Source organism: bacterium (genome assembly GCA_014360495.1).
Taxonomy (GTDB): domain Bacteria; phylum Armatimonadota; class JACIXR01; order JACIXR01; family JACIXR01; genus JACIXR01.
In genome coordinates this window covers 1-26,179 of the sequence record JACIXR010000007.1, presented here as the reverse complement: position 1 = coordinate 26,179, position 26,179 = coordinate 1, and the positions used below count along the sequence as shown (strand labels likewise).

The window sequence follows — 26,179 nt, the reverse complement described above, 5'->3', positions numbered from 1 at the left end:
GGTCGCAAAATGGGGCATAGACAGTCCTGGCTGTTGGCGTTGTTTGTTGGCTTGGCTTTGTTGGTGGGCACTTCATCTCTTCAGGGGCAGGCGAAGAAAAGGATATTAGAGGTGGCGATATTGGATTTCAACAATTTGAGCAAGTACGAAGGGAAGATGGTGGGTAGGCGTGCCGCCGACGCTGTAGCTATGTCTTTGACAACCGTCGCGGGGGATTACTTCACCATTCTTTCCCGTGCGGATTTGGAGAGGGAAGTGGAGGCTGAGGGGCTCTCCTATCCCCTTGATAAGGTGGATATGGTGAGGCTTGGGCGCGCTTTGGGATTGGACGGCGTAATCACGGGGACGGTTATTCAGGTGGCTATTTCCCGCAGCAATGGCGCCACTCAGGCGGCTGTTCAGGTTGCCTGCCAGATGCTTGATATCTCCACCGAGGAGCCGATAACCGGAGCGGTAGCGACTGGTAAGAGCTCGCCAAAATACGATTATACAGGAGATGTTGATATTCTCGTAGATGAAGCTCTAAATAAAGCTGCTTACCAGATTGCCCAACAGTTCGTTTCCTTTGCCGTTAGAGGTGTTCCCGAATTCACTATCCTCACAACGATGGGGAGTGAGGTTCTCCTTAATGCTGGCTCCCGACAGGGAATTAAGGAGGGAATGGAGATGGTGGTTCTGCGTGGAGGGGAGAAAGTCGGAAGGATAAAGGTGAAGGAGGTAACCTTAACGGACTCAACGGCGACGATATTGGAAGCCCCTCGGGGTATTCAGGGAGGAGACAAGGTGCGGATTGTTTACGAGCTTCCTCCCATTGGCAAGGCTCCCTTGGAGCAGGAGATAAAGACGAAGGCGAAGACGAGTTTGCAGAAGACGCTTCCCGCTTTGCTTTTAGCCTTTGGCATTTATAAATTGATGCAGAAGAGCTCAAGCGCTACCGCTGGTCCTCGTCCAAGTACTTGTTATGCGGATGAATCCGGAGGAAGTCCGATAATCCACCTATCCTGGGATTATCGCAAGATACCCAATCCCACAAACATCGCCGCGGTGATGGTCTACAGAACTCCCAACCCCTCTATGCCATCTTCCCCTGGGGCTATTCCCGCTGACAGCGATGTATACTTGATTTATAGCTGGCGTAATAACCTTTATTTTGAGAATGGCATCCTCTATGGCGGAACGACACCTCCCAGCACTTGCGAGGATTCGCTCCAGCTCCCCGCTACAATCACGAGATATCTCCCTTCCGATGACCTCGCTGATTTGGACACAGAGGACATCACGACGACCCCCTTCATCCCTGGGCGTTCCTATTATTACTATGTGATTGGGATAAACGCTTATTGCCCTCCAGCTCCTCCCGATGGCGAGGCGCGCGTAGTCTATCATTATATGGACCCTATTCCCCTTGGGCGTTATACACCAATCGTCCCTCCAACTCCTGCCTCACCGGCTAATGGAACTACCCTCCTCGTTGACCAGCTTAATAGCGTTACATTCCAATGGCTTGCTGTGGACGGTGCCAATGAGTATGTTGTGGAGGTTTCCACAGACCCAAGCTTCCCCTCCGACAGTAGCAAGACATTGCGCAGCAAGCCGCTTTATCTTATAGGCAATGCAGGAGACCTGATGCCAGAGACGGGGTTGACCCTTGACCTATCAAGGTTTAAAAATGCGAAGGTGCTATACTGGAGGGTAGGAGCGATAAATAAAGACGATACCCAGAAACCTCCAGGAGGTTATGTTTTCCGCAAGGGATATTGGTTCACGATAAACATCGAGCCGGGTCCTCCTTCCCCTCCTTAATTAACATGAGGAAAGCGAGAAAGGAGAGAAGAAGATGGGAGGTAGAGGTTTATGAAATTTAAAATAGCGCTGACACTGGGAGCAGCATTGATGATAGGGTGGGGGCTTGCCTGGGGTGAGGGAACATTGGCTAATAGCTATGTCTCGGTTACCGTAGGGGATGACCATCATATAACGCTTGAGACCGTTGGTGGAGACCCCAATAGGACGACAGATGATGCAATACAAATCCTAAATGGCGATAATACATTGGCTATTGTGAGGGTAGAGGAATTGCTTTCATCAGACCAAGAGACAAGCGGCGTTTCATACAAGGTGGGTGATGATGGTACAGCTGTTAGCCCACCCGAAGTCATAAGCCCTAACGACATAGAGGGTGAGTGGCTGATAGATGCGGAAATCGGAAATGACAATACTCGCCCCATTAATATAAATGTCAAGCAGAAAGTCACAGTTGTGAGGGACGCGATAAGGGTTGAATATACGGTAAAAAATGGGGATATAACGGCGCATAATATCGGATTTATGCAGATTCTCAATTTAGAGGTGCCGGTGGGCGGTGCCACACAGACGCTTTTTCTTGTTCCAAGTTTGGGGATTATAGATAGGGAAAGGCTTATCAGCCAATTGGATGTGCCTTCATATGTCCGAGCTTCTGATGATTTCACCAATCCCACAGCGATTTTAAGGGCGACGATTGGGGAATGGGATGCAACAAAGCCAACAAATGTGATAATAGCCAATGCCGAGTCCATTTCTGGAGCAGATGACCCATGGGATTACCAAGTAACGGGAGCGAGAATAACAACAAGCGCTGGGTTGGTTCTCAAGTGGTTTCCGCGTTGGATTCAGCCAGGTGAAAGCCGTAAATTCGTTTTCTATTTAGGTGTTGACTGGTCCACTAATGATTATACTTACCCAGCTGGCGTTGCAATCTATGCTCCTGCTACCTTGCAAGCAGGCACTACTTCCGTCACCCTTCTCTGCGATTTATATAATCCGGTTGACTCCACAATAAGCGGAGCTCAAGCGAGTATTGAATTACCTGAAGGGTTGAGCCTTGCTAGTGGTGAAACTCAAGTGAAAACCTTCCCAGATATCCCACCTCGCGCGTCAGCCACAGCCCCTGACCCTCAAGCGGAGCTTGTCTGGCAAATAAATATCGCTGCTGATGTGTCCGGGAGACTCCCTTTGAAAGTATCTGTAGATATCCCTGGACTTCCGAGAAGAGCCTTAACGAGGTATATTGATATTCCCGTTGGATTCACGAGGCGTCTTCCCTCGGGGGTCATGATGTTCTCCGCTCCCTATTTGTTCTCGGATTCTCGCATGGAGAAAGTGCTGAGCGACCTCGGCGATATCACGAATAAGGTCGCAAGATGGAGTCCAAAGGACAATAGATATCTTTTCTATCCCACGGATTCCCAGCTTGCGACAATAAAACTGGGAATGGCTTACTGGCTGAAGGTTGGTACTCCCACTAAGGTGGATGTTTCCAAATCTCAACCTCAGCCACCCACACCGTTATCGGGCACAACACCATATTCCATAAGCCTTGATGCGGGATGGAATCAAATCGGCAATCCCTTCGTATATCCTATTGATTGGGGAAGCGTAAGAGTTAACTACGGTGGTCAGGTTAAGGGATGGCTGGACGCGATAAATTCAGGCTGGCTGAGAAGCTATATCTTCCATTGGAAGCCCGAAGATAGCTCCTATGAGTGGAGTGTTTCCAGCTCTTATTCTCTACTGCCCTGGGAGGGGTATTTTATAAAGGTAGCTGTTCCCTGCACTCTAATCTTCCCATCCATCCCCGCCCGCTCAATAAGCGCTTCTGTAGGTGATATAACTGCTACTGCCCGCAATATAAGCGCTGATTGGCTAATCCAATTAGTCCTCTTAAGCGGAAATGTAAAGGATGAAGCGAATTACATCGGCGTTGGCAAGGAGTTGAAGATTGAGAAGCCGCCCTCACCAGTTGGCACATATCTCAATATAGTTAGGGATGGAGAGAGCTTGGCTTGTGATGTCCGCTCTTCAACCGCCCAGAAGGTATGGACGATAGAGGCAAATGCTCCGCAGGGCGGGGAGATAATCTGGAAGGGAATGGAGAAGCTCCCCAAGGGATTGAGATTGTATATAATTGATGAAAACGGCAATAGAACATATATGGGCACTACTTCTTCATATAAAGTGGAGGGGAAGAGGATATTGAAGATAGAGGCGGTGGAGGGGAATAGAAAGGCGATGATAACAGGATTGAGGGTGGTTCCCCAGAGGGGTGGAGTGAGCATAGCATTCAGCCTCTCAGCGGAGGCGGTGGTGAATGCGAGGGTAGCAATGGCATCAGGGAAGGTGGTTAAAGTGTTGGGGCAGAGGAGCTTGAAAGAGGGGGCGAATAGCCTCTATTGGGATGGGAAGGACGAGAGGGGCAACCCCTTGCCTGCGGGCATTTACATAATTGAGGTTCTGGCGAGGGGAACTGATGGTGAATTCTCCCGAGCGATTCAGATGTTTAATTTAAGATGAGGGAGGCGATAGCTGGATGAAAAAGGCAATATTAATCGGCTTATTAGCGATATTCGGAGCAGGACTGATTTTAGCTAATGTAAGTTACACTGGCAATTACGAGGTTCGTCCAAGCAGGAGGGGATGGCTTGAACCACCTTATGTGCCTGCCGATGCTGCTGCCGATGGCACTGCTAACACTTGCTTTACTTTCCTCATAGAGCTTCAGACAGGTAGTGGCGAGATTTTCTGGCAGTGGCCAACATTGATTGTTAATGGACGAAGGTATCCAATGTGGTTGATTAGTGGGAACTGGGAGCAAGGGGTTTGGTGTGCAACTGCGTATCCATGGTTGCCCTCATGGGTTTCCTATGACCCCACTGACCCCCATAACACCCTTCCTTTTGGGGCTTCCCTAACAGGTGGTCCTCAAAGCTTTGAGTGGTATGTAATCGCCTCCTCGGCTTCTCCTACTTCAACCACTCCTCCCGACATCGTGGAATCTGAACACCGCCAAATAGTCGTGACGGGCGTTAATCGGGTGTTGCTGTTCCCTGAGGGAGGAGCATATGGACAAGGACTAACCATAGACCCGCTTGACCCCGGGCATCCCGATGCTGGCTCTTCTTCCTGCACATATACATTTAGAGTAAAATACATCCATCTGGATGGATTGCCTCCCCGCTTCTTCGTGAACACTGATGCAGCGAACTGGTACGGGGGTGGATATTCATCTGGGCAGGATAACTGGCGAGATGAGGGAGGAGATTACAATGCCAAAATACAAACTCTTTCCATCAACAGGCTTGGCACGCCGGTAGTTTGGATAAAGGACAGGTCTAACAGCGAGATATCCGCAAGGTCCGATGATTCCGACCCTGTAACCGGGCAGGCAACCGGCGTCTGGATTCCCCACTTTATGGTAGTGGAGAGCCCCAACAAGGATATAGACCAGCTGACAGGGCAGGATTATATGAACGGCGTTATTTACAAATACACTGTTCGCCCAACGGAATATTTGGGCTACTATATTGGGCAGGGAAGGGAGTGGAACTTGTGGCCTGTTCTCTATAACGGTGGGTCCCAGTATGTTGTTAATACAGTAGGCAATACATCTTACATAGTTTATCCCCAGAGGATTTTAAGAGGGATGTCAGGCGATGGAATAACATTCAGCAATCACTATGTTGCCTTCGGCAATTTGGGGAAGACCGGTTATAGGGAGCCGAACGGTCATTCCAATCCTGGCTATCCTACAACGAGAAGTGACACAGGATTTGGTGCGGGGCAAGGCGCCGGATGGGATTTCACCTTCAGCCAGTCGGAGATAAACTACTATTTTGAAGCCTCCGCTGATTTAAGACCTTATAATATGGACAGGGATGGCGATATAACTTATTACTGGTGGCATCAGGTTGACCCCGACACAGGGCAGGCCTGGGGTTCATCAACTCCTGTAGACTTTGTTGGAAATGATAGATACGACTACACTCGTTTTTATCCTGAATCGTCCACCTCCTGTAATTACATACTCTATCCCTTCTTTCCAGCATTCACCAATGCTCAGGTTCCGGAGCAAGTTCCCGGTTGGAAACCCTTCCGCCTTTGGAATTATCCAATTCTTTCACAGGGCGGATTCACTTATGGATACACTGGCTGGAAATATGGAAGCGAGAAATATAAAGACCATGACCCTCTGGAACCAATCACTGATTCACCCCTCGTTCAAATAACGACTAATCCATTGGAGGTTTGGGTTCCCGAGAAGATAGCCGCCGACGCCCCCGATGGCAAACTTCTGCTCAGCGTGAACAATGGCAATTCATATGTGGAATATTCCCCCATTCCTCGCCCAGCTCCCTATAAGTGGCGCCGTGTTCCTTCTTCTTCCAAGATTCGCTTCTGGGTAAAATATACTCAGCCAAAGAACAAAGACCCATACAGAGTGAGGGTTTTAATATATGATTATCAAAAAGGGATGTGGATGGAATATTGGATGCTCCGCTATGAAGGAGCACCGAATGATGGCGATTACAGAAACGGCGAGTGGTATTACTTTGAAACAACGCTTCCACCGGGCAAATATGCCACCTTCTTTGATGCCAATGATTATGCGAGAACGGCGAAGTTCCCCGCGAGACCTAAGGATGACCCTTCCGACCCTGTAACCTCTAACCCCAACAAAGCCCTCTACTGGGTGAGGGACATACCGCCTAATCCTCCAGATTTAGATGTAAACCCTGACCCTTGGGATAATCCTGTAGGAAGTGATTTCCTGCCCGGTCCATGGGTAAACAACGACCCCGTTCTCTGGGGAGAATCCCTTAGTCCAACATCTGGACCCTCGGGGACGACCTTCACTTGGACGGTAAGCTACAAGGATGCTGACAACGACCCTCCGAGATTCGCTCTCTTGGTGATAAACAAGATAGACAAAAGCACCGGGCAGATATTGGAGACTCGTAGATGTCAGATGGCAAGGGTGAGCTGGTTAGGGTCAGCGAATGATTGGACGGCGGGAGCTACATTCCAATACCAATCCAAATACTTCAACCCTGAGACACAGGAGCCCTTTGACCCTCGCTGCTCTTATAGCTATCACTTTGAGTTCACTGATGACTGGGGCGAGCCCTATTATCCCGAAACGGGAACGACGATAAGATATCCCGCCTCCTACGATATTTCTGGACCCGAGATAACCACAAACAGGGTTCCCTACCTGGCTGACCCCAATTTAACAAGTGCTACAGGTGGAGTGCCTTCTCCTCAAATACCAGTTACCTGGAGAGTGACTTACTACGATGGCGATGATGATGCTCCCGCTTGGATTAAGATGTTCATAATGAAAACGGACGACACTGGAGCAAATTGGACGGTATTTGATACAATAAAGATGACCCAGGAAGACCCATCCGATACACTTTATAGAGATGGAACTGTCTTCTGGTATACCGCCAAGTTGGTCTACGGACCTCAGACATATTACGCTGCAGAATTTACCACAAACGACGGCAAAACCGATGACAGACCCGTGGAAGCAATTGAGCATACATTTGGAGCGGTTGACCCCGCTAATGGAACGGTGGCTAATAGCTGGGTAATCCATCTGGATAAGGTTGACCCCGCTTTGCTTGGGCAGAATCCAAGCGTGGAGTTGTTAATTGAACGAAAGGTAAATACCGATTGGGAGGCGGTGGCAATTCTATCTATGCAAGACGAAGGTGGAGGGCAGTTTGCTGTAAGGAACTATCCTCTCCTTGCCTTTGACCCCAATGACCCAACGAGCTATTCAAATAGCTACAGATATACCTTCCACATTACCTATAATGGTGGAGAGCTATACCTTCCCAAGGATGCTGAGCCGGCTAAGAGAGGTTTTCCTTTCCTGCTCGGACCCCGTATAATACCTAATATACCTCCGAAGTTGCTGTCTCCAAAACAAAATCCCGACGAATCGCAAGACGATAGTAGGGTCACAGAATACATCTCGCCCGTTGACCCCAGTAGTGGACTTTCAATAGGTGGTCTAAACGATACCTTCACATATACAGTTCAGTTCGTGGATGGCAACAACCAAATGCCCTCATATGTAAAGCTGGTCATAGATTTGAAGAAGGCTATAGATATGCAGCCTGTTGACCCGGATGACGATAGAACCGACGATGGTAAGCTCTATAAGGCGGAGATAAAGGGCAGCGACCTTGGAGCAGGTTTACATAGCTTCCATCTTGAAGCGTCAGATGGCACAGACTCCGTTAGATATCCTACCTCGGGGGCAAATTATAATATAACGCTTCCCACGGGCAAGGAATATAAGCTGATAGCCAACGGCGAGGTTCAACTGCCTTATATCAACGATAAGCCTGCACTATCCGATATAGCTGTGAGCTCAAGCGTTGGCGTGCCCAATATAGCTATGACATTCTTCGCCACTTACTCAGATGCAAACAACGATGCGCCTAAATATGTCAAAGCTACCATTGAGAAGAAACAGCCGGATGGCAGTTGGGCGGCTTATCGCACGGAGACGATGTCCCAGGTCGACCCCGCCGCCACAGATTATAAGAGCGGCGTTGAATACAAAGTTGACCCTGTTTTCACAGAGACCGGAGAATACAGGTTCTTTGTGGAAGCTGATGATGGTCGTGAATTCAATAATTATGTGAAAGCTCCACTTAAAGAGGAGGATTATCCTCAATTCAGAATAGGGTCCTTGATGACAATTACTCCTAAAGAGCTTGACCTAGGCGCTGACCCTAAAGGAGTGGTAACCATTCAGATTTCAACCCGCCCAGGACAATCTGGGCACATCACGGTGACCAATCCCGAGGGTGTGAAGATAGCGGATAAAGATTTCCAAGCGGATACAACGGGAAGCTATAGCGAGCAGGTATCTCCCGATACTTTGGGTCAATATAGCGTTGAAGTGAATACGAAGGACAGCAAAGGCAATGTGTTGGAGACGCTACAGGCTACATTCCTCGTCAAGATAACCCGCCAGTTCCCCGCCGTTGACATGGTTGCTCTTCCCTTCGAATATAAGGATACAGCCGTAAAGGATATATTTGGTAACCAGCTGAGTAATCTCACACTTAAGTGGTGGAATCCTGCCCAAGGGAAATATGTAGACCTCACAACCCTCAACACGGGGCAGGGCTTCTGGATGAAGGTAGCAGGGCTAACCGCTGTTGAGCTCTATCAAGGAACTAAATACACCGAACCATCTTTCACTTATACCATTCAGAAAGGTTGGAACATAATAGGTTCTCCTTACACTTCCGACCTTGACCTCTCCGCTCTAACGGTGATGTATGGAACACAACAATTGAGCTTAAGCGAGGCGGATAGGGAAGGATTGGTAAGAGGTTATCTCTGGGGCTACGATACAACGACTGGGGATTACATCCTCATCCATCCTGCCCTAAGCGGTGATAATAGAACGATTAAGGGTTGGAAGGGCTACTGGATAAAGGCAATGCAGGACGGCGTGCAGTTGGTATTCACGCCCGCAAGGAAGTCCGTTGAGGCGAGGGATTTGAAGCCCGAGGGCTGGAAGGTTCAGCTCGTTGCACAGAGCTCCACTGGCAAGGATACCTGCAACTATCTGGGTATGGGAGATAGCGGGTTGCTATCTGGGGTTGAGGAGCCGCCTGCTTTGAGTGGAGTTCAGCTTTACTTCCTGAGGAAGGGAGAGAGGTTGGCTTGGGATGTGAGGGAGAAGGCTGAGAGGGCGGAATGGGATGTAGTGGTAGAGGGTGCTGGTGAGATAACCTTGAGCTGGCCAAATCTCTCCCAGCTTCCCAAGGGCTATGCGTTGTATCTGATAGATGGAGATAAGAGAATCAACATGCTGACGAGCTCCCGCTATGTATTCAGCTCTGATGGTCGCAAGGAGCTGAAGGTGGTATACGAGAGGCGGGCATCAGCGCTATTGATAAGCGGGTTGATGGCGAAGGCAACGAGGGGAGGAGTGAATGTGAGCTTCAGCCTGAGCGATAGTGCGGATGTGAAGGTGAGCGTTAAGGGAGTGGATGGGAGGTTGATAAAAGAGATGACACGCTCAGGCGTGGCTGGGTTGAACAGCGTGGTATGGGATGGCAAGGATGCCCAAGGGAAGCCGTTGCCTGCTGGCGTATATCTCTTGGAGGTAATAGCGAGGAGCTCCGACGGCAGTTTCGTTAGAGGAATAACAATGTTCAATTTAAGGTGAGGTGAGCCAAAATGAAGAAAGTAGCGAGCTATTCTGTCCTGTTGCTAGTCGTGATTTTAGGTGTCCTGCCCCTTTGGGGGAAGGATACCTACCTAGTTTTCCCCTTTGAGGATAAGACCGAGCAGAATCTCTCTGAAGAAGCCCGCAGCGCCTTAAACATCGCCCTCTTCGCAACTGGGAGGGGAGATGTAATACCCTATCATCTTCGCTCTCCAATGGTCCAGAGGCTGATATCCGATGGCTCATTGACGGAGGAGGAGGTGACACTTGCGCCGGGCGATGATGATAGGGCGATGGAGATAGGAAGGCTACTGGGGGCGAATTATGTATTTATAGGAAGCGTTGAGGAGTTGAAGGAGGAAGAGGGCGTAATAAGCGTAATGGAGCGGGCGAGGATGCTGAGTGTTGCGGAGGGGAAGCAGGTTAAGGAGGCGGTTGTGACGGGTAAGAGCAGGGGAAAGGTCAACGGAGTATCAAGGGAAGCGGCGATAAAGGAAGCATTGGATGAGGCGGCTCGCTCTCTCGTATCTGCGTTAGTAGGTGCTCCTACACCTTCCAAGAAGCAAGCGGAGATAAAGAGAAAGGAAAGAAGCAAGTACTATCTACTGGGGGCTATATTGTTGGGCTGGATAGTGTGGAGTCAAACGAGGGAGGAAGCAAAGGCGGAAGCTTATGTTCCTAGGGTTGATGCGGTATCTTATGGGGCGACAGTGGATATAAGTTGGAATCCCGCAGTTGGAGCTTCAAGATATAAAATATTGAGAGCTACACTACAGAATACGCCTCAGGGAGCGCCTTGGAACATCCAAGTTATAAAGGATGTAAAGACGCTTCCCTATGAGGATTTATGGGAGGTTTATCCTCCTCAGACCGCTTACACTGATACGGATGTCCGAATAGGGAACGCTTATGCTTATTGTGTAATCGCAATAGGCAAGGGAGGAGAAGAGCTTGGTCGGGCATATAGTTCATTGATAATAGTGGGAGCGCCTCCCGTTCCCAGCGGTGTCAGCGCCATAAAGATAGCGAGCCAGACGAAGAGTTATGTGGAGATAAATTGGCAGGCGGTCGTCGGGGCAAGTAGTTATAGGATATATCGGGGAGTTAGCCAGGATGGGCCGTTTGAGCTAATCGGAACCACCACGGGAACGCAATTGTTAGACGCTAATCCGCTCGCAGGGACGGTTTACTATAAGGTATCCGCTTTATCTTCTCAAGGGGCAGAAGGATTAGCTTCTAAGCCGATTCAACCAACTCCTGAAGCACCTGCACCCACACCACCATAAGGAAGCGTGAGGATGAGGGTTAAATTAACCCGTAGGAGGAGGTTCTAAAAATATGCTAAAAAGAAAAGGCATTCTACTGATATTGGGGATATCGCTCCTTTGGGTTGGGGTAGCATATGCACAGCCCTTCCTTGCACCTCTTAATCCAAAGTTTTTGGAGTTTCGTGAGAATGTAGGCAAGGGGATTGTCCCTCCTCTATTCACCAAAAGCGGGCATCCTTTGGGTCTATTACCTTCTCCGTTTAATTTCTCCGCTATCAATAGAGGAAGGATTGTCAGTTTATCGCGACAGCCTCTTCCATCACGTTATGACCTCCGTCAACAAGGTAGGTTAACCCCAGTAAAGGACCAGGATGTTTATGGGACTTGTTGGGCACATGCCACATTTGGTTCTCTTGAATCCTGCGACCTCACCGAAACGGGGAAGGTTTGGGATTTCTCGGAAAATAATTTGACCAATTGGGCAGCAGATAACTATGACCCTGTTGCTCCCGGGGAACCCTTCGGTTGGAATGGAGGATTTGCTCTATCCTCAGTTGCTTATCTTGCGGGATGGTTTGGACCAGTGGAGGAAGTTGACGACCCATATCCAAATCCTGGGAGCTGGCAGCAGTTAACCGTTCGCCAACATATTCAGAAAGTCTACTCATTACCTGATAGAACCGGGCCGCTAGATAATGACATAATAAAATCCGCTGTTATGCGATATGGAGCAGTTTATACTTCAATGTATTACGATGACGCTTATTTCAATCCTTCAACAAATGCTTATTATTATAGTGGCTCGGAATACGGCAATCACTCCGTCTGCATAGTTGGATGGGATGATAACTACCCGAGAACTAATTTCTCAACAGAACCACCTGGCGACGGAGCCTTTATAGTGAGAAATAGCTGGGGTTCAAGTTGGGGCGAGGGAGGATACTTTTACATTTCTTATTACGATACAGCGATAGGAATAGAAAATGCAGTATTCGCTGCGGGAGAGGATGTGACGAATTATACCAACATATATCAGTATGACCCTCTCGGAGTAGTAACTTTCACAGGCTATGGTGGGTCAACAGCTTGGTTCGCGAATATTTTCACCGCTGTTAGCGACGAGCCCATCAGTGCGGTAAGCTTCTATACTCCTGTTGTGAACACCAGCTATACAGTTTATGTCTACACCAATGTAGCTCCCGGTCAGCCAAGAAGCGGAACCTTGGCGGGAAGCAAGAGCGGAACACTGCCCCTTCCCGGGTACCATACCATCCTCTTGGATGTTCCTGTCCAAGTCGCTCAGGGACAGAAATTCTCTGTTGTTGTTTATCTGAATACTCCGGGTTGGGACGCTCCCATTCCCGTTGAGATTCCAGTCGCTGGCTACAGCAGTAAGGCTACAGCAAACCCGGGTGAGAGCTTTATCAGTAGCGACGGAGTGAGTTGGGAAGATATAACTTCATACTTCTATAATACAAATGTTTGCGTCAAAGCGTTCTCTGGTCTGCCCGCATTCAGCGGCGCCAACTTTACACCGAGCAAAGGAGCTCCTTCCACTCTCTTTACCTTCACTTTGCTTTATAATATTCCCGATAAACCCCTTACATACCTAAAGCTTCATCTTATAAACACCATCACAGGAAAGACCTACGAGGCCGATATGACCTCGTCAGACGGAAGGAGCTATAAGACGAGGATTTATTTAGAGAGAGGATTATACGATTTCTACTATACAGCTTCCGATGGAACGACTGATTACAGATATCCCAGCGTCGGCGAATTTACGGGTCCGAGTGTAAATACTGCTCCTCTCTTAAGCAATGGGAAGGTTGAGCCAACCTTAGGAGCTCCAGGGGAGAAGTTCTCCTTTAGTGTTGAATATTCCGACCCAGATGTGGATTCCGCAGAATATGTTAAATTGCATATCCTTCAAGATGGCTCCGAAATAACCGGTTCTCCCTTCACTATGACAAGCAAGGATGGAAAACTCTGGACATATTCCCTCAATCTATATAAGGCTACAGGTTATAAATATTCCTACAAGTTTTCTGCCTCTGACGGAATAGACGTGACTTCCACAACACCTGTTGAGGGTCCAATTGTAAACAATCCTCCCCAATTGCTCAATCCCCAAGCTTCCCCACTTTACGGGCAGGCTGGAGGAAAGTTCACCTTCTCCGTGACTTACAAGGATGTAGACGGCGACCAACCTCAAAATGTTCGCTTGATAATAACCGACCCCCAAGGCGAAGAGTTACCACCTATAACGCCTGAGCAAGAAGGCGATAATCCCAAACAGGGAATCGTCTTCACAGCGAAAGATGTGGTGTTGAACGATATCGGCGTTTATACATTCGTCTTCGAAGCGGAGGACGGTTATGTGGAGGTGCGCTCTGATAAAGGAAGTTTAGGCGTGGGAGTTATAGCAGTTCAAGCTTCGCCTGAGGAATTAGATATAATCGCTCAAAGAGGCGCAACCCTCAAGATAAGCATCGCATATATGGCGAACCAAACATTGTCCGTAAGTATTACTAATCCGCTGGGGAAGGTTTTCTCAATAGAAGTGGATACAGAGGAGAATGGTCTCGCCTCAATCACCTTGCCCACTTCACAAATCCCCTTGGACACCCTGGGGACCTGGACGATTGAGGCAGAGGACAAAGCCACCGGTCAAAGCAAAGGAACCGACTCGTTCCTCATAAAGACCACAAATAAATTCCCCGTGATTGATATGGTTGCACTGCCCCTACTTTTCACCAATACCAAAGTCAGCGATATCCTGAAGGACCAGTTGAGCAACCTCGCTCTCAAGTGGTGGGACCCTGCTCAAGGAAAATATGTTGACCTCTCGGTCCTAAATACAGGACAGGGTTTCTGGATGAAGGCTAAAGATGGCTCAGCGCCCACTCTCAATCTTTACGCTGGCGTTCTGCCCGATGGGGAAACAACGGTCTCCCTCGCAAAGGGTTGGAACATAATAGGTTCTCCTTACACTTCCGACCTTGACCTCTCCGCTCTAACGGTGATGTATGGAACACAACAATTGAGCTTAAGCGAGGCGGATAGGGAAGGATTGGTAAGAGGTTATCTCTGGGGCTACGATACAACGACTGGGGATTACATCCTCATCCATCCTGCCCTAAGCGGTGATAATAGGACGATTAAGGGTTGGAAGGGCTACTGGATAAAGGCAATGCAGGACGGCGTGCAGTTGGTATTCACGCCCGCAACGAAGTCCGTTGAGGCGAGGGATTTGAAGCCCGAGGGTTGGAAGGTTCAGCTCGTTGCACAGAGCTCCACTGGCAAGGATACCTGCAACTATCTGGGTATGGGAGATAGCGGGTTGCTATCTGGGGTTGAGGAGCCGCCTGCTTTGAGTGGAGTTCAGCTTTACTTCCTGAGGAAGGGAGAGAGGTTGGCTTGGGATGTGAGGGAGAAGGCTGAGAGGGCGGAATGGGATGTAGTGGTAGAGGGTGCTGGTGAGATAACCTTGAGCTGGCCAAATCTCTCCCAGCTTCCCAAGGGCTATGCGTTGTATCTGATAGATGGAGATAAGAGAATCAACATGCTGACGAGCTCCCGCTATGTATTCAGCTCTGATGGTCGCAAGGAGCTGAAGGTGGTATACGAGAGGCGGGCATCAGCGCTATTGATAAGCGGGTTGATGGCGAAGGCGACGAGGGGAGGAGTGAATGTGAGCTTCAGCCTGAGCGATAGTGCGGATGTGAAGGTGAGCGTTAAGGGAGTGGATGGGAGGTTGATAAAAGAGATGACACGCTCAGGCGTGGCTGGGTTGAACAGCGTGGTATGGGATGGCAAGGATGCCCAAGGGAAGCCGTTGCCTGCTGGCGTATATCTCTTGGAGGTAATAGCGAGGAGCTCCGACGGCAGTTTCGTTAGAGGAATAACAATGTTCAATTTGAGGTAAGAGAGGATTAGAGAGAATTACAAGGGCGGGGTCGCCGAAGGCGACGCCGCCCTTTTTTACCAGTTAATCGCCGATACCTTCCCCAACCAGAACTCTATATTCTCACCAATTTCCCCACTATAACCTCCCCATCCTATCATTATCTTCCTCACCTTCTCCAACTCCAATTTTCCATCCGGGTCGGGACCCCATTGCGTCGGTCTCGCAGAGCTGAATATCACAACATCCCTCTTCCAACCATCCTCCCTCAAAGAACGCATCCCTCCTATCATCCAAGTCCCACCACCTTCCTCTATTAACTGAACTAATAGCCCTGCATTTCTCTCCTTCCCCTCCGGAACATAACTACAAATCTCCAATCCCTTGAACTTGCTCAAATCCAAATCTTCGGGAAGGACGATGTGTGGGAATACCCAGGCATCTCCCCTTCCAACGATTTTCGCTCCTATCTTTATGCTCGCCTTTTCCCCAAGCTTAACCTGCTCGTCTTTCCTTATTTCAACCTCTGTAGTGGGCGAGTTATTCGGGATGATTTGGTTGATATCACAATCGCCATCCATTATGAGTGATTCCTCTTTCGCCTTCACATCCGAGGTCCTTGATTGGAGATAAACTCTCCCTTTCTCCAGGTGATTGCTCGTCTCCATTAGCACTGAAACACCCATCTCCTGCCCCTGCACAATGTTTTGTCCGATTAGAACGAAATCGTGATACCCGCTTTCCCATCCCTTAACTCTAATCTTCACCTCTTTTTCACCTTGAAGGGAGAAAACATCGTCTGGCTGGCAGGTTAGAGTTGCGAAAGCTGGCTTATCGGAGTAATTTCGCACCCAAGCCCGAACGACGAAAGGTTTCCCTGGCTCTATGAATGCTCCCCATTTCTCGCTCTCATCACCTGAACGAGGTTGCCCGGGATTAACCTCGAGCTGAAGCCAAGTTCTCTTAGTATTCAATTCTTTATCCGGCGTTGGTCTCCAATCATTTTTGGGAAGGGGAGGTTTCAGCTGGAGCTCGGAGATTTCCCTATTGGTTAGCCCCCTTATGTAAATCGGCATATTAGATAGGGGGATAGCGAGGGGAACAGGCTTATTTTCCTCTTTACGAATAACCTTTCCAACGATATCAACAATTGGTCCTTTTGCAGGGATGGTGATGTTCTTTCCTTCCTTGCCCCAAGCTACAATTACATTTTCGTCTTTATTTCTTCTAAAGGCAATCAAATAAGTATCATCAATCTTCTTCCACCCAATGCATTTAGCCTCTCCAAGCTGGCGAATGAGGTTGGCAAGGGCAATATAAGTAGGCTTAGGGGTTAAATCGGAGCGAACTATTCCCCAGAGGGAAACACTCCCCTCCAAATACTCGCATAGGTAGAAATAAAAGAACTTTGAAATCCCGTTCGCGAATGAGCAGGTATAAGCTCTAACGAGATAGGAAGCCTGCTGACGCTCAATCTCTTTGAAGTCGCCGTTTTCATCAGGGTAAGCCCTCATCCCCATCTCCGTCATCCAGATTGGCTTGTCCTCCAATCCAAATTTACTCAGCTGGGATATAACCGAGCTCGGTATGAAATTGAATAAATCCTCGGGAGAGCCGTACCAGTGTTGATTATAAATATCAAAATAGCCTCCTACATCGTTTTCATATACCCTTTTGTAGAATTCCCCAGGTGTTCCCGCTGCTGAGCCAATGAGGATTCCGAAATTAGGGTCTGCGTCCTTGGCTCCGAGGTAAGCGGCTTTAAGAATGGCGGCGTAATCCTCTGGACGCCCATTGAAAAAGCCGATATTTGGTTCATTCCAAACCTCAAAGTAGCGAACATATTTCCCCAAATCCCTCACCAGACGATTGACCATCCTATAAACATAAATCGGGTCTTTAGGCGGTTGATTGCCTGCTTTCCTTCCACCTGTAAGGTCTATGCTTGCCCATACTGGGCAATCGTGAAAGATTTGATAAACCGTTATGTTGTGGCGGGCTTGAGCCTTTGCGGATTGTTCATAGCGACCCCAATTGTATTTGCCCTCCTCCTTTTCCACCTCTCCCCACCATAAGCGGTCCCTTAAAAGCCCTATTCCTGCTATCTCGCAGAGATAGCAGGCAAGGTCAAGCCTTTTCTCATCGGGAGCATAGGACCAACTCATTCCCGCATCCAAACAGATGGGCGATTCTTTACGATTGAAATCTTTAGGCAATGGGTTTATTACCCCAAAGGAGACCTCCTCATCATTTGGGATGATTCCCTCCCCACTTGCCTCAATTTGAAGTATATAGTAGCCCGGCTCCAACGGAGGAATAGAGATTGAGAGTTCCCTTGAAGATGTGTTGGTTTCTTTTTCGGCTACTTGGTTTAAGTTAAAGTCAAGGATTTTCCATCTTATTTTCAATGGGAAATTCGCGGGGACACCGCGGAAGTATAGCATAGCCTGTCCCTTTGCTGGATAAATTATGACATTCCCTTTGGCATTGAATTCGGCTTTTATATCCACGCTCTTGCCGTAATGGATTTGGGCAATCATAGCGTTTCCCGAGCTATTTCCCTCTGGTCCCCATACACTGAAGCGAAGGATTGCCTTCTTGGCGCCCTTTGGGGCGATTCCAACCGCTTTATATCTTGCCCAATTGTGATGCCAGAATATCGTGCGGCTGGAAAAAACGGATATCTCTTTCCCTTCCGAATCCAAGAAAACCAACTCCAATCTCCCCTGAGCGCTATTGAGTTGTGAGCAAACGAAAGCGGAAAAGATATAAGCTTTGTCCTCTTCAACTGAAATTGGCTCTGAGACCCATTTGCCCGATTTTCCGGGGAATGCCCTTCCGACAAGTGCGGGAGAATTTCCCGGTCCACCTTGCGGGTCTAACCAGAAGTCATCTTGCCTTTCAGCCTCAATATGCCAAAGGAAATCGCCGAGCTTCACAGGTTGCATAGAATCACCCCAGAAGATGTTTGATAATGTTAGGAGAAAGACGGGTAAAATCCTATTTAGATAACACATAGGTCGTAGCCTCCAAGGGTTCAAGGTCTATATGAAGTTTATCATCTTTGATAACTATTTGCTCGCCATTAAATCCAGTTGCCGATTTCCAGCCTCTTAAAGGTAAAGAAATGTCTATTGATAATGTCGCATCTGATGTATTAGCGATTAGGATATAGAGTTGTCCCTTATAGAGGATTCCCCTTGCCTGTAACTTTTCGCTCTCGGGAATTCCTTTCAATTTACCCAAGTCCTCGCCTTCGAGAATAACTGGCACTATTTTCTTTATCTCCGCCACTATCTCGCAAACTTCACGCCATCTCTTTTCAAAAAGCTCTTTGGGCGCTTCCTTGCCTCCAGTTGTCCTTAGGAGGTCAAAGTAGGAATAGGCTATCAATCCCTTTGCACCGTTGATGAGCGCCTGATAGAACATATTTTTCTTCTCCTCAAAAGTTGGCTCTCTCGGCTTGTTCGCCGGATTATAAACTGACCAGTCAAAGATTTGTGGAACAACCCAAACAGGTTTGGCATTGCTCATTGCCTTAACCGCGGAAGAAGTCCACTCGGAGACCATACTGATTGGACGAGAGGGGATGGGGTAGGGGTCTACTCCCATTATGTCCGTGCAATTATAATAGAACTCAAGGTCGGGAATTTGATATAGCACTTGGAATTGAGGATGGTTAGGGTCAAGGCTCTTTATCAACTTATACATCTCAGTTAACTTTGGGATGTAGGTGATTGGGAGCTCATCGTTTATATACCAGGCGAGAAGGGCGGGATGGTCGCGAAACTTCAGAACATACTCTTTCGCCAACTCCAGACCGCTTTTCCCCATCTTAGGGAAATATGCCGTTCCTTCATAGAAATCCTTAACAGAATAAATCACCTTTAACCCGTATTTTAAAGCCCTCTCCATATATGCCTCTGGATTTTGCCCAACGCCGTATCCGTAGCAGAGGATGGTATTGAAGCCGGCCTTGCTTATCCGTTCCAAATGCTCGTCTTCAGTTGGACCGAGATAGAGACCGATTGGGAAGAATGGCTTGCCATCCACTCTGAGCCTTTGTTTTTCGTCAATATAAACTTTCGCTTTCATCCTCTGCATCACGCTTATCCGTTCCGATATCTTCCCCAATTCTTTCTCCTTTGAATAAAGATGGCAGATGAAATCGTATTCTCCCTGCTTTAAGTCAGGAAGGGGCAGAGAGATAATAGCCTCCTTCTCCTCACTGAGAACCATTTCCGATTTAGCAAGAGTATTTCCCTTGCCATCCTTCAACTCGCTCAAAATTCGCAGGGGTATCCCCGTTAAGTCGTAGTCCTCTCTATCAATAAGTATCTTCGCTTTGATTTGTTTTCCCCTGGTTGGTGTCAAAATGGTTCCCCTATAAGCGGGGGAAAGCAGTGCGAGCGAGAAGAGGGAAGATGCTACTGGAACTACTTCAACATCATCAAACCAGGCTGTGCCGATATTCTTGGGACGAAGGTAAAGAGTGATATTCACCTTCTTCGCTTCCTTGGGTATCCGAACGATAGTTGTTATCTTCTGCCAATCAAATGTTCCCGCTATGCAGTGTGGATAAGTTCCTCCCAACCACTTTCCATTCTGGTCATACCATTCAATGCAGAAACCAGCCCCTTGATCAGTGGATTCCTCGCTTTTGACATTTTCTCCCTTAACCCATACCGATGCCTCGTAAAGCTTTCCGGGAACGCAGGGGATTTGCTGAGTGATGAGGCGGTAGTCGTTTTTATCCGTGCGAGAATATTTTAAGCTGAACTTCCCAGAGCGAGGATTGATGGAATCCAAGGAAGTGATATCCTTGGGAATGGACCAGCCAACAGGGGCTCCATTCTCTTCCTCCTCGAACCCACCGTTGACGACGATATTTTCCCCCATTCTCTTATATAACCCCGAGTCCTCACCCTTGGCGGGGATGAGAAAAGCAAATAAGAGGAACAAAAGCAAGGATATGCTGAGAAATTTAACCACTACACTCCACCTCCTTCCTTTACAGGAAAGAAGTCGCTTATGCCGAAAATTTGCGTCCTAATAAGGATTTCTAAGCTTCCAAGCCCAATCGCTTGAGATTCTCCAAGCTTATCCTTAGTGCCTCAAATGGTTCTATCGTTGGGGTGTCCATCTCTACAAGGCAATATTTTACATTGGCGTTTCTGCAAGCCTCAATTATTCTCTCCCAGTTCAAATTTCCTTCCCCAATTGGAGGCATAACCTGCCTATTTTGAATGATTCCCATATCCTTGAAATGGACTTGGCTCACCCTGTTTTTGAATCTCTCAATCCAGTAAGCGGGGTCGCCTCCTCCATATTGAACCCAATAAGTGTCAATTTCCGCCTCAAGCTCGGGGCAATTCTCCATCAAGATTTCCAATCCTGTTTTACCCTCATATCTCTCAAACTCTATCCCATGATTGTGATAGGCAAGGACGAGCCCGTTCTCCTTGATTTTCCCTATGACCTTTGAGAAATCCTTCCCAACCTTTATATATCCTTCCTTATTATGAAGCTCCATCGGCAAGCCAGGGCATATAATTGCTTCACATCCGAGTATCTTGTGTTCCTCAATTACCTTATCAGTTTCCTTAACGATTTCCTCATATCCCGTGTGTGTTGAAACGGCGATGAGCCCATTATCATCCAATAGTTTCTTCAATTCCTTAACATCTTTCGGTTCATCAACAGCGGATACTTGGACGATGTTGTAGCCCATCTCCTTCACTTTCCTCAGGGTTTCAGCTGTTTGCTTCGCAGTTTTCGTGAAATCTCTCAATGTGTAAAGCTGGACGCCGACTTTCATCTTTTCCTGATACCTCCTTTTTATTTTATTTTTTCCTCAAGGAAGTACTTACCGCTTCGGAAGCGGTCTTTTAGCTCGCCCCTCTTTCCCTTATTCCAGCCGGAAACGCGGGAGAAATATCCTGTTACTCTCGTTATACCCTCAACATCCTGCGAGGAACAGCGCGGACAAGCGTTTAATATTCCTCGTGATAGGCTGCTGCATCTGTTGCAGAAAGTGAACTCGGGGGAGAAGGCGATTTGGGCGTTTTCCGTCTGGCGGAATACTTTCACCACGAAATTGGCGAGCGATTCCGCATTGGGTCTTGCTTCTCCCAGCCAAATATGAGTGAGAGCGCCCGCTTCTATCAATGGGTGGAAAAGACCTTCTTTCTTCACCCTCTCTATGGGATTTATGGGCACAGAGACATTCAAATAGGTGGAATTGGTATAGTAAATCTCTCCCTTGGAGATATCTCCCTTTACAATATGTTCGGCTTTATCCGGATAGTGGGACAAATCCAATTTCGCGAGCCTATGGGCGGCGGATTCAGCGGGGGTTTGCTCTAAAACGAAGCGCATATTGTATTTTCGTGAGAATTCCTCACAAAGAAGCTTCATAAACGCAATCACTTTCAAGCCGAATTTCAGCGCCTCGTTGCATTCATGCATTTCTTTCCCCAGGTGTGCCTGCACCATTTCATTTAAACCGACCATTCCTATGAGATAGGTTGCCCTATGCATTCTGAGATAGGGCTGACCATCCCTGCTCATTGCGAGTAGAGCCAAGGGTCCCTCTGAACCGAGCGATAGCAATTCCTCCAAGAAGCGCCTCTTTTGAAGATGCGCCTTTACAGCGAGCTCCACTCTCTCCCTCAAAAGATGAAAGAGCAAGGCGTCGCTTCCTTCGGCCTCGTAAGCGATGCGGGGTAAATTGATGGTGACATTTTGAATCGCCGCATAACGCATCTTCCAGGGCTGAGCTGCGTCAGCCATATCTGATTCCTCTAATTTAAAGGACAGCCTACAACATTCAGAGATTTTCGCCGTTCCTCCCCTATCAAATACGAAATAGGTATTACCCTTTTCCGCTGCCACCTCGCAGATAAAATTGAGAAAATCCTGCCATCCCTCGGTTTGGAAGAATTTCTCCGTCATATGGACAAGGGGCTTGGGGAAGAAGAAGGGACGACCCGTTCCATCTCCTTCCAGGTAGACCTCAAATATGGCTTTGACGAATCTCTGCGCTTCCTTTTCATATTCCTTATAAGTTTTTCCCGTGTATTCCCCTCCCGGACCGATTGCGGGTACATCGGCGAAATGTTCGGGAACCTCCCAATAGAGGTTAATATCGCTGAAGATAGCTTGTCCACCTCTCGCTACTGCTTGCTGGGAGAATTCGAAAATCAGCATCTGGGCGAGCTGGTGGATTTCCCTATCGGAAAGCCCCTCTAAATAGGGAGCGAAGAAGAGATTAACAGCATCCCATCCTATTGCGCCCGCGAAATGTCCCTGTAAAGCGGCGGAGAATTTGATCAATTGACCGAGAAGAACCTCGGGATGTCTTGCGGGTTTGGCTATGGAGAGCGCATTGGGTAGGTCTAAGCCGAACTTCTTCACATATTCAAGCGATTGTCCTGAACAATAAGGGCGGTCAATGAAGCCAAGGTCGTGGAGATGAATGATGCCGCTAATGTGGGCATCGGATATCTCTTGAGAGAAGACATGGAGGAGGGCGAATTCCCTCTTTATAGCCTCGGCGAGGGTTAGATTAGTTGCCTCGGGATTGTGGGGGATATTCGCGTTCTCCTTGTTCGGATAAAAAATAATGTTCTTCACATCGTAAACGGGAACGCCTATGCGGGTATGCATCCTACGGGCGTTCTCAAAGCCATATTCTATCAATTTAGCATCAACCAATTCCCTCACTAAGGAGGTGGTTATAACTTGGATATGGGAGGCGAAAATCTCCTCCTCTACCTCCTTTGCTATACGTTGGGCGATGGCAACCTCCATATGAGCCTCTCTGACGAGGGCGTCAACTATCCTTTGCCTATTCCAACGCTCTAATTGTTCTCCAGAGGTGCGGACGAAGAGGGAAACATCGGTGACCTCTTTCTTTTCCTCAATCATAAGCCTTGCCTCCTTTCCTAATCTATTATATCATATTACTGAAAAATGGGAAGACGAAAATTTTTTCTCCTCTCTATTATCTTATTTCTAAGCCTTGCGAGAGGAGCGATATACACCATTCAAGTTGATGTGAACCCACAGGTTGTCCCCGCTGATGGGACTTCTACCGCAGTGATTACAGCCCAGATAAGGGAGGAAGGAAAGGGGCTTGTCTCTCAGAGCGTGAGAGTTGATTTCGCCACTACCCTCGGCACTATAACTCCTTGGGTATATACGGAAGGAGGTGTGGCAAGGGCAGAGATAACGAGCACAAAGGAAGGAACCGCTACAATCACCATCTCCTGTCTGGGCTCAACTGTTCAAGCTAAAGTTACCTTCGTTTCCGAGAAAGAACTAACATATGAGCGAAAGGGAAGAGTGGTAAAAGTCTCGGGAAATTATCTTGCTTGGTGCGCCGATGGAGGAGTCTTGGACGCTACGGGAAATGTAAATGTTTACTACAAGGGGCTTATCTTCACGGGCGATAGCTTTCAGGTAGATGCTACTTCAGCTACTTTAAAAGCGCTGGGGGAAATATGCGTGAGCAACGGGCATAAGAAGATTGAAGGAGATAGGCTGTTTTGGGATTTCACCTCCAATGAGGGAATTATGCTCATCGCAGAAGGAGAAGTAAGGGCTGTCAAGATAAAAGGTATAAACCTTGTGGAGGAACCTTTTGAAGGATATATTCCTTCCTATGCCTTTGACTTCTACGACCCAGCCGATTCTCGCGTCGTGATTCTCGCAAAGGAGGCGGAGATATTTCCCGGGGAGAAGGTCTACCTAAAGGGAACTTCTACCTTCATAGGAGGCAGTAAAGTTTTTTCCCTCCCATATCAGTTAATAAGGTTTTCCACTTATGGTGATTATACTCAGCAGATGTTGAGTTGGGGAACGAGCGGTATAGCTCTTGATTTTCCCTTTTATTTTGCCCTAAAAGAGAATTATACAGGTGCTCTTCATCTCCGGTATGCGAATGCAAGTGGTATAGATGTATACACGAGGCGGCAAGGATGGAATTTGGCGCTTGACCAGCAATATGAACTAAATAATGCAAGGGGAGGAATTGTTTTTGAGCAGGGGGAGGGAGGAGATTGGGGAGCTACCTGGTCTCATCAGCACATCTTCCCCGATAAGCTCTTTACTAACCTCTATCTTGATTACCTCGCAAGAGGAGATAGGTATAGCAGAGTTTCCATAAGGAAAGAATGGTCTTCCGCTAACTTAATCTACAACATCTATCAAAGGAAATACGGGATTTACGAGAAAGAAGGGCAGGATATATCACTTAGGATACGTCCGTTGAAATTGGGGATGTCTTCGCTTGGAATAGTAGGGAGGGTATATAAGTGGGATTGGTTGGGAAAGGAGCTCTTTGTCCAATGGCTTTCTCCTTCAATTATGATTGGGAAAAACAGGTTGGACCTTTCACTGGAGGGAGGTTATCAATGGGGGAAGGAGGACAAGGGACTTTATACATTTAACGCCTATTTAGGAAGGGAGCTCAAGGGGTGGGGGAACTTGAGCATTACCTATTCAAAGTTCAATGCTACGAGGTATGGAAGTCAGGGAGGCGAGAATTTGGGGCTTAATCTACTCTTCAGGAGAGGCAAATGGTCAGGTTATTTCTACATAAACAACAGTTTGGAAGACAATAGCAAGTTCAGCTACGGAAACTTATCTTACTCTTTCTCTCATCAATGGGGTCTTCAGCTTCGTTCTTATTTTTATAAACTTGGTCCCTATGACTTTTCAGATTTACAATATATCCTTTCAAAGTCCATTGGAGAAAGGGAGATATATCTTTATTGGTCCAAACGAGATAAAAAATTTGGTTTGGAAATATCTCAAGGTGGATTTTAAAAATAAAAAATTGCTTGACCATTGAATAATATGTATGTAGAATTCTAAAAAACTTTTATTAGGGGGTCTGATATTTATGAAGAAGCTGATGTTCTTGTTGCTTGTAGTATTGTTCATGGCTGGCATTGCCTACAGCCAGCAGGCAGTCTATTTTGATGTCGGTACGGCCAGGTTGCTCGGCATCGGCAGTGCCTCAATAGCGGTGACTGATGATGTAAGCGCCGCTATATGGAACCCGGCTATTATTGGGGCTATTACGGAGACACAGACGAGTTTCACTACTGCCGCAAAGGCGAAAGATGCGAAACTTTATATGCTATCCTTTATCGCTCCGAGCAGAGGTCCAAGCGAGTTCGCTGGCGCTCTTTCCTACTGGAATGGCAGAAGAGACGATACCCGGGAGGAAGAAACCGACATAGTGTACACCGTGTCCCAGAAGCTTGGGGAAGGTTTCTATCTTGGCGGCAATATAAGAAGCAAAAGGGCGGACATTGCTGGCACCGGTGATAACGCCTGGGCGGTTGATATCGGTCTGATAAACCAAGTATCGCCCCAATTAACTATCGGGCTATCATATCTCAACGTAACTTCTCCTTCCCTCCAGCTCCCGGGCGGTGCTTCCCCCTTGCTCCCAATTAAACCCACAATGAATATCGGATTTGCCCTACGCCCCAATGAAGCAACCCTATTAGCTATTGACTTGTTCAATATCACAAGAGAAAAGGGGAATTTCCCCACTGATAAAGTGCAGATAAGAGGCGGAATAGAGAGGAAGCTCAACGACTACCTAACTGTGAGGTTTGGCTGGCTTCATAAAAACGCTACGCTTGGATTGGGGATAAAATACAATATGATAAAAATAGATTATGGCTGGCTAATCGCCAGGCATGAAAGGGCCGACCTTCATCTGATAAGCCTATCATCATCTTTCTAAAAACTTAAATCATAAAGAATTAAAAGACAGGGGGAAGGATAAACCCTTTCCCCTGTCTTTTCTTTTTGAAACTGGCTTATTTCCAAGCTTTTTATCATTTCCTAATTTTTAAAATCAAAGTTGGGTGGGCAGATTGCCGACATCGGCAATCTGCCCACCCATATTATGCTCCTCTTATTAACTCGCTACTGTCTGCCTGGTCCAAACTGACCACCGCC

The 26,179-nt window shown here is 47.7% G+C and carries 11 protein-coding genes; 7 read left to right on the top strand and 4 right to left on the bottom strand.

From position 1 onward, the window contains the following. The first annotated feature begins 9 nt into the window (after positions 1–9). Genes H5T88_06975 through H5T88_06955 form a run of 5 tightly spaced genes read left to right on the top strand, consistent with a single transcriptional unit; the run spans position 10 to position 15,217 of the window. The gene (locus H5T88_06975; protein MBC7330085.1) at positions 10–1,803 is read left to right on the top strand and encodes a hypothetical protein; all 1,794 of its coding nucleotides are present in this window, start codon (positions 10–12) and stop codon (positions 1,801–1,803) included. A gap of 51 nt (positions 1,804–1,854) precedes the next feature. Then, the gene (locus H5T88_06970) at positions 1,855–4,332 is read left to right on the top strand and encodes a hypothetical protein (GenBank protein ID MBC7330084.1); all 2,478 of its coding nucleotides are present in this window, start codon (positions 1,855–1,857) and stop codon (positions 4,330–4,332) included. Positions 4,333–4,348: 16 nt separating this feature from the next. Then, positions 4,349–10,021 carry a hypothetical protein gene (locus tag H5T88_06965; protein MBC7330083.1) on the top strand — a complete coding sequence of 1,891 codons (5,673 nt, stop codon included), beginning with the start codon at positions 4,349–4,351 and terminating at the stop codon, positions 10,019–10,021. An 11-nt stretch (positions 10,022–10,032) separates the two neighbouring features. Then, complete coding sequence (locus tag H5T88_06960; protein ID MBC7330082.1) at positions 10,033–11,307, top strand: hypothetical protein; 1,275 nt, start codon at positions 10,033–10,035, stop codon at positions 11,305–11,307. A 52-nt stretch (positions 11,308–11,359) separates the two neighbouring features. Further along, on the top strand, positions 11,360–15,217 hold the full coding sequence (locus H5T88_06955; GenBank protein ID MBC7330081.1) for a hypothetical protein: 3,858 nt from the start codon (positions 11,360–11,362) through the stop codon (positions 15,215–15,217). Between the two features lie 56 nt (positions 15,218–15,273). Here the strand turns inward: H5T88_06955 and H5T88_06950 are convergent, their stop codons facing one another. The 4 genes from H5T88_06950 to nrdD form a co-directional block, all read right to left on the bottom strand. Then, positions 15,274–18,213, bottom strand: coding sequence for a hypothetical protein (locus H5T88_06950; GenBank protein ID MBC7330080.1), 2,940 nt, complete (start codon positions 18,211–18,213; stop codon positions 15,274–15,276). Then, entirely contained in the window at positions 18,197–20,188 is a 1,992-nt protein-coding gene (locus H5T88_06945) for a hypothetical protein (protein MBC7330079.1), read from the bottom strand. The genes H5T88_06950 and H5T88_06945 overlap by 17 nt, the downstream gene beginning before the upstream one ends. 70 nt (positions 20,189–20,258) lie before the next feature. Then, entirely contained in the window at positions 20,259–21,014 is a 756-nt protein-coding gene (locus tag H5T88_06940; protein MBC7330078.1) for a sugar phosphate isomerase/epimerase, read from the bottom strand. 20 nt (positions 21,015–21,034) lie between these two features. After that, positions 21,035–23,125, bottom strand: coding sequence for an anaerobic ribonucleoside-triphosphate reductase (nrdD, locus tag H5T88_06935; GenBank protein MBC7330077.1), 2,091 nt, complete (start codon positions 23,123–23,125; stop codon positions 21,035–21,037). A gap of 45 nt (positions 23,126–23,170) precedes the next feature. Here nrdD and H5T88_06930 point away from each other — a divergent pair, with 45 nt between their 5' ends. After that, positions 23,171–25,027 (top strand): hypothetical protein, encoded by a 1,857-nt coding sequence (locus H5T88_06930; GenBank protein MBC7330076.1) that lies wholly within the window; start codon positions 23,171–23,173, stop codon positions 25,025–25,027. 76 nt (positions 25,028–25,103) lie between these two features. Continuing rightward, positions 25,104–25,961: a hypothetical protein gene (locus tag H5T88_06925; GenBank protein MBC7330075.1), complete on the top strand. Its 858-nt coding sequence runs from the start codon at positions 25,104–25,106 to the stop codon at positions 25,959–25,961. The last annotated feature ends 218 nt before the right edge of the window (positions 25,962–26,179 follow it).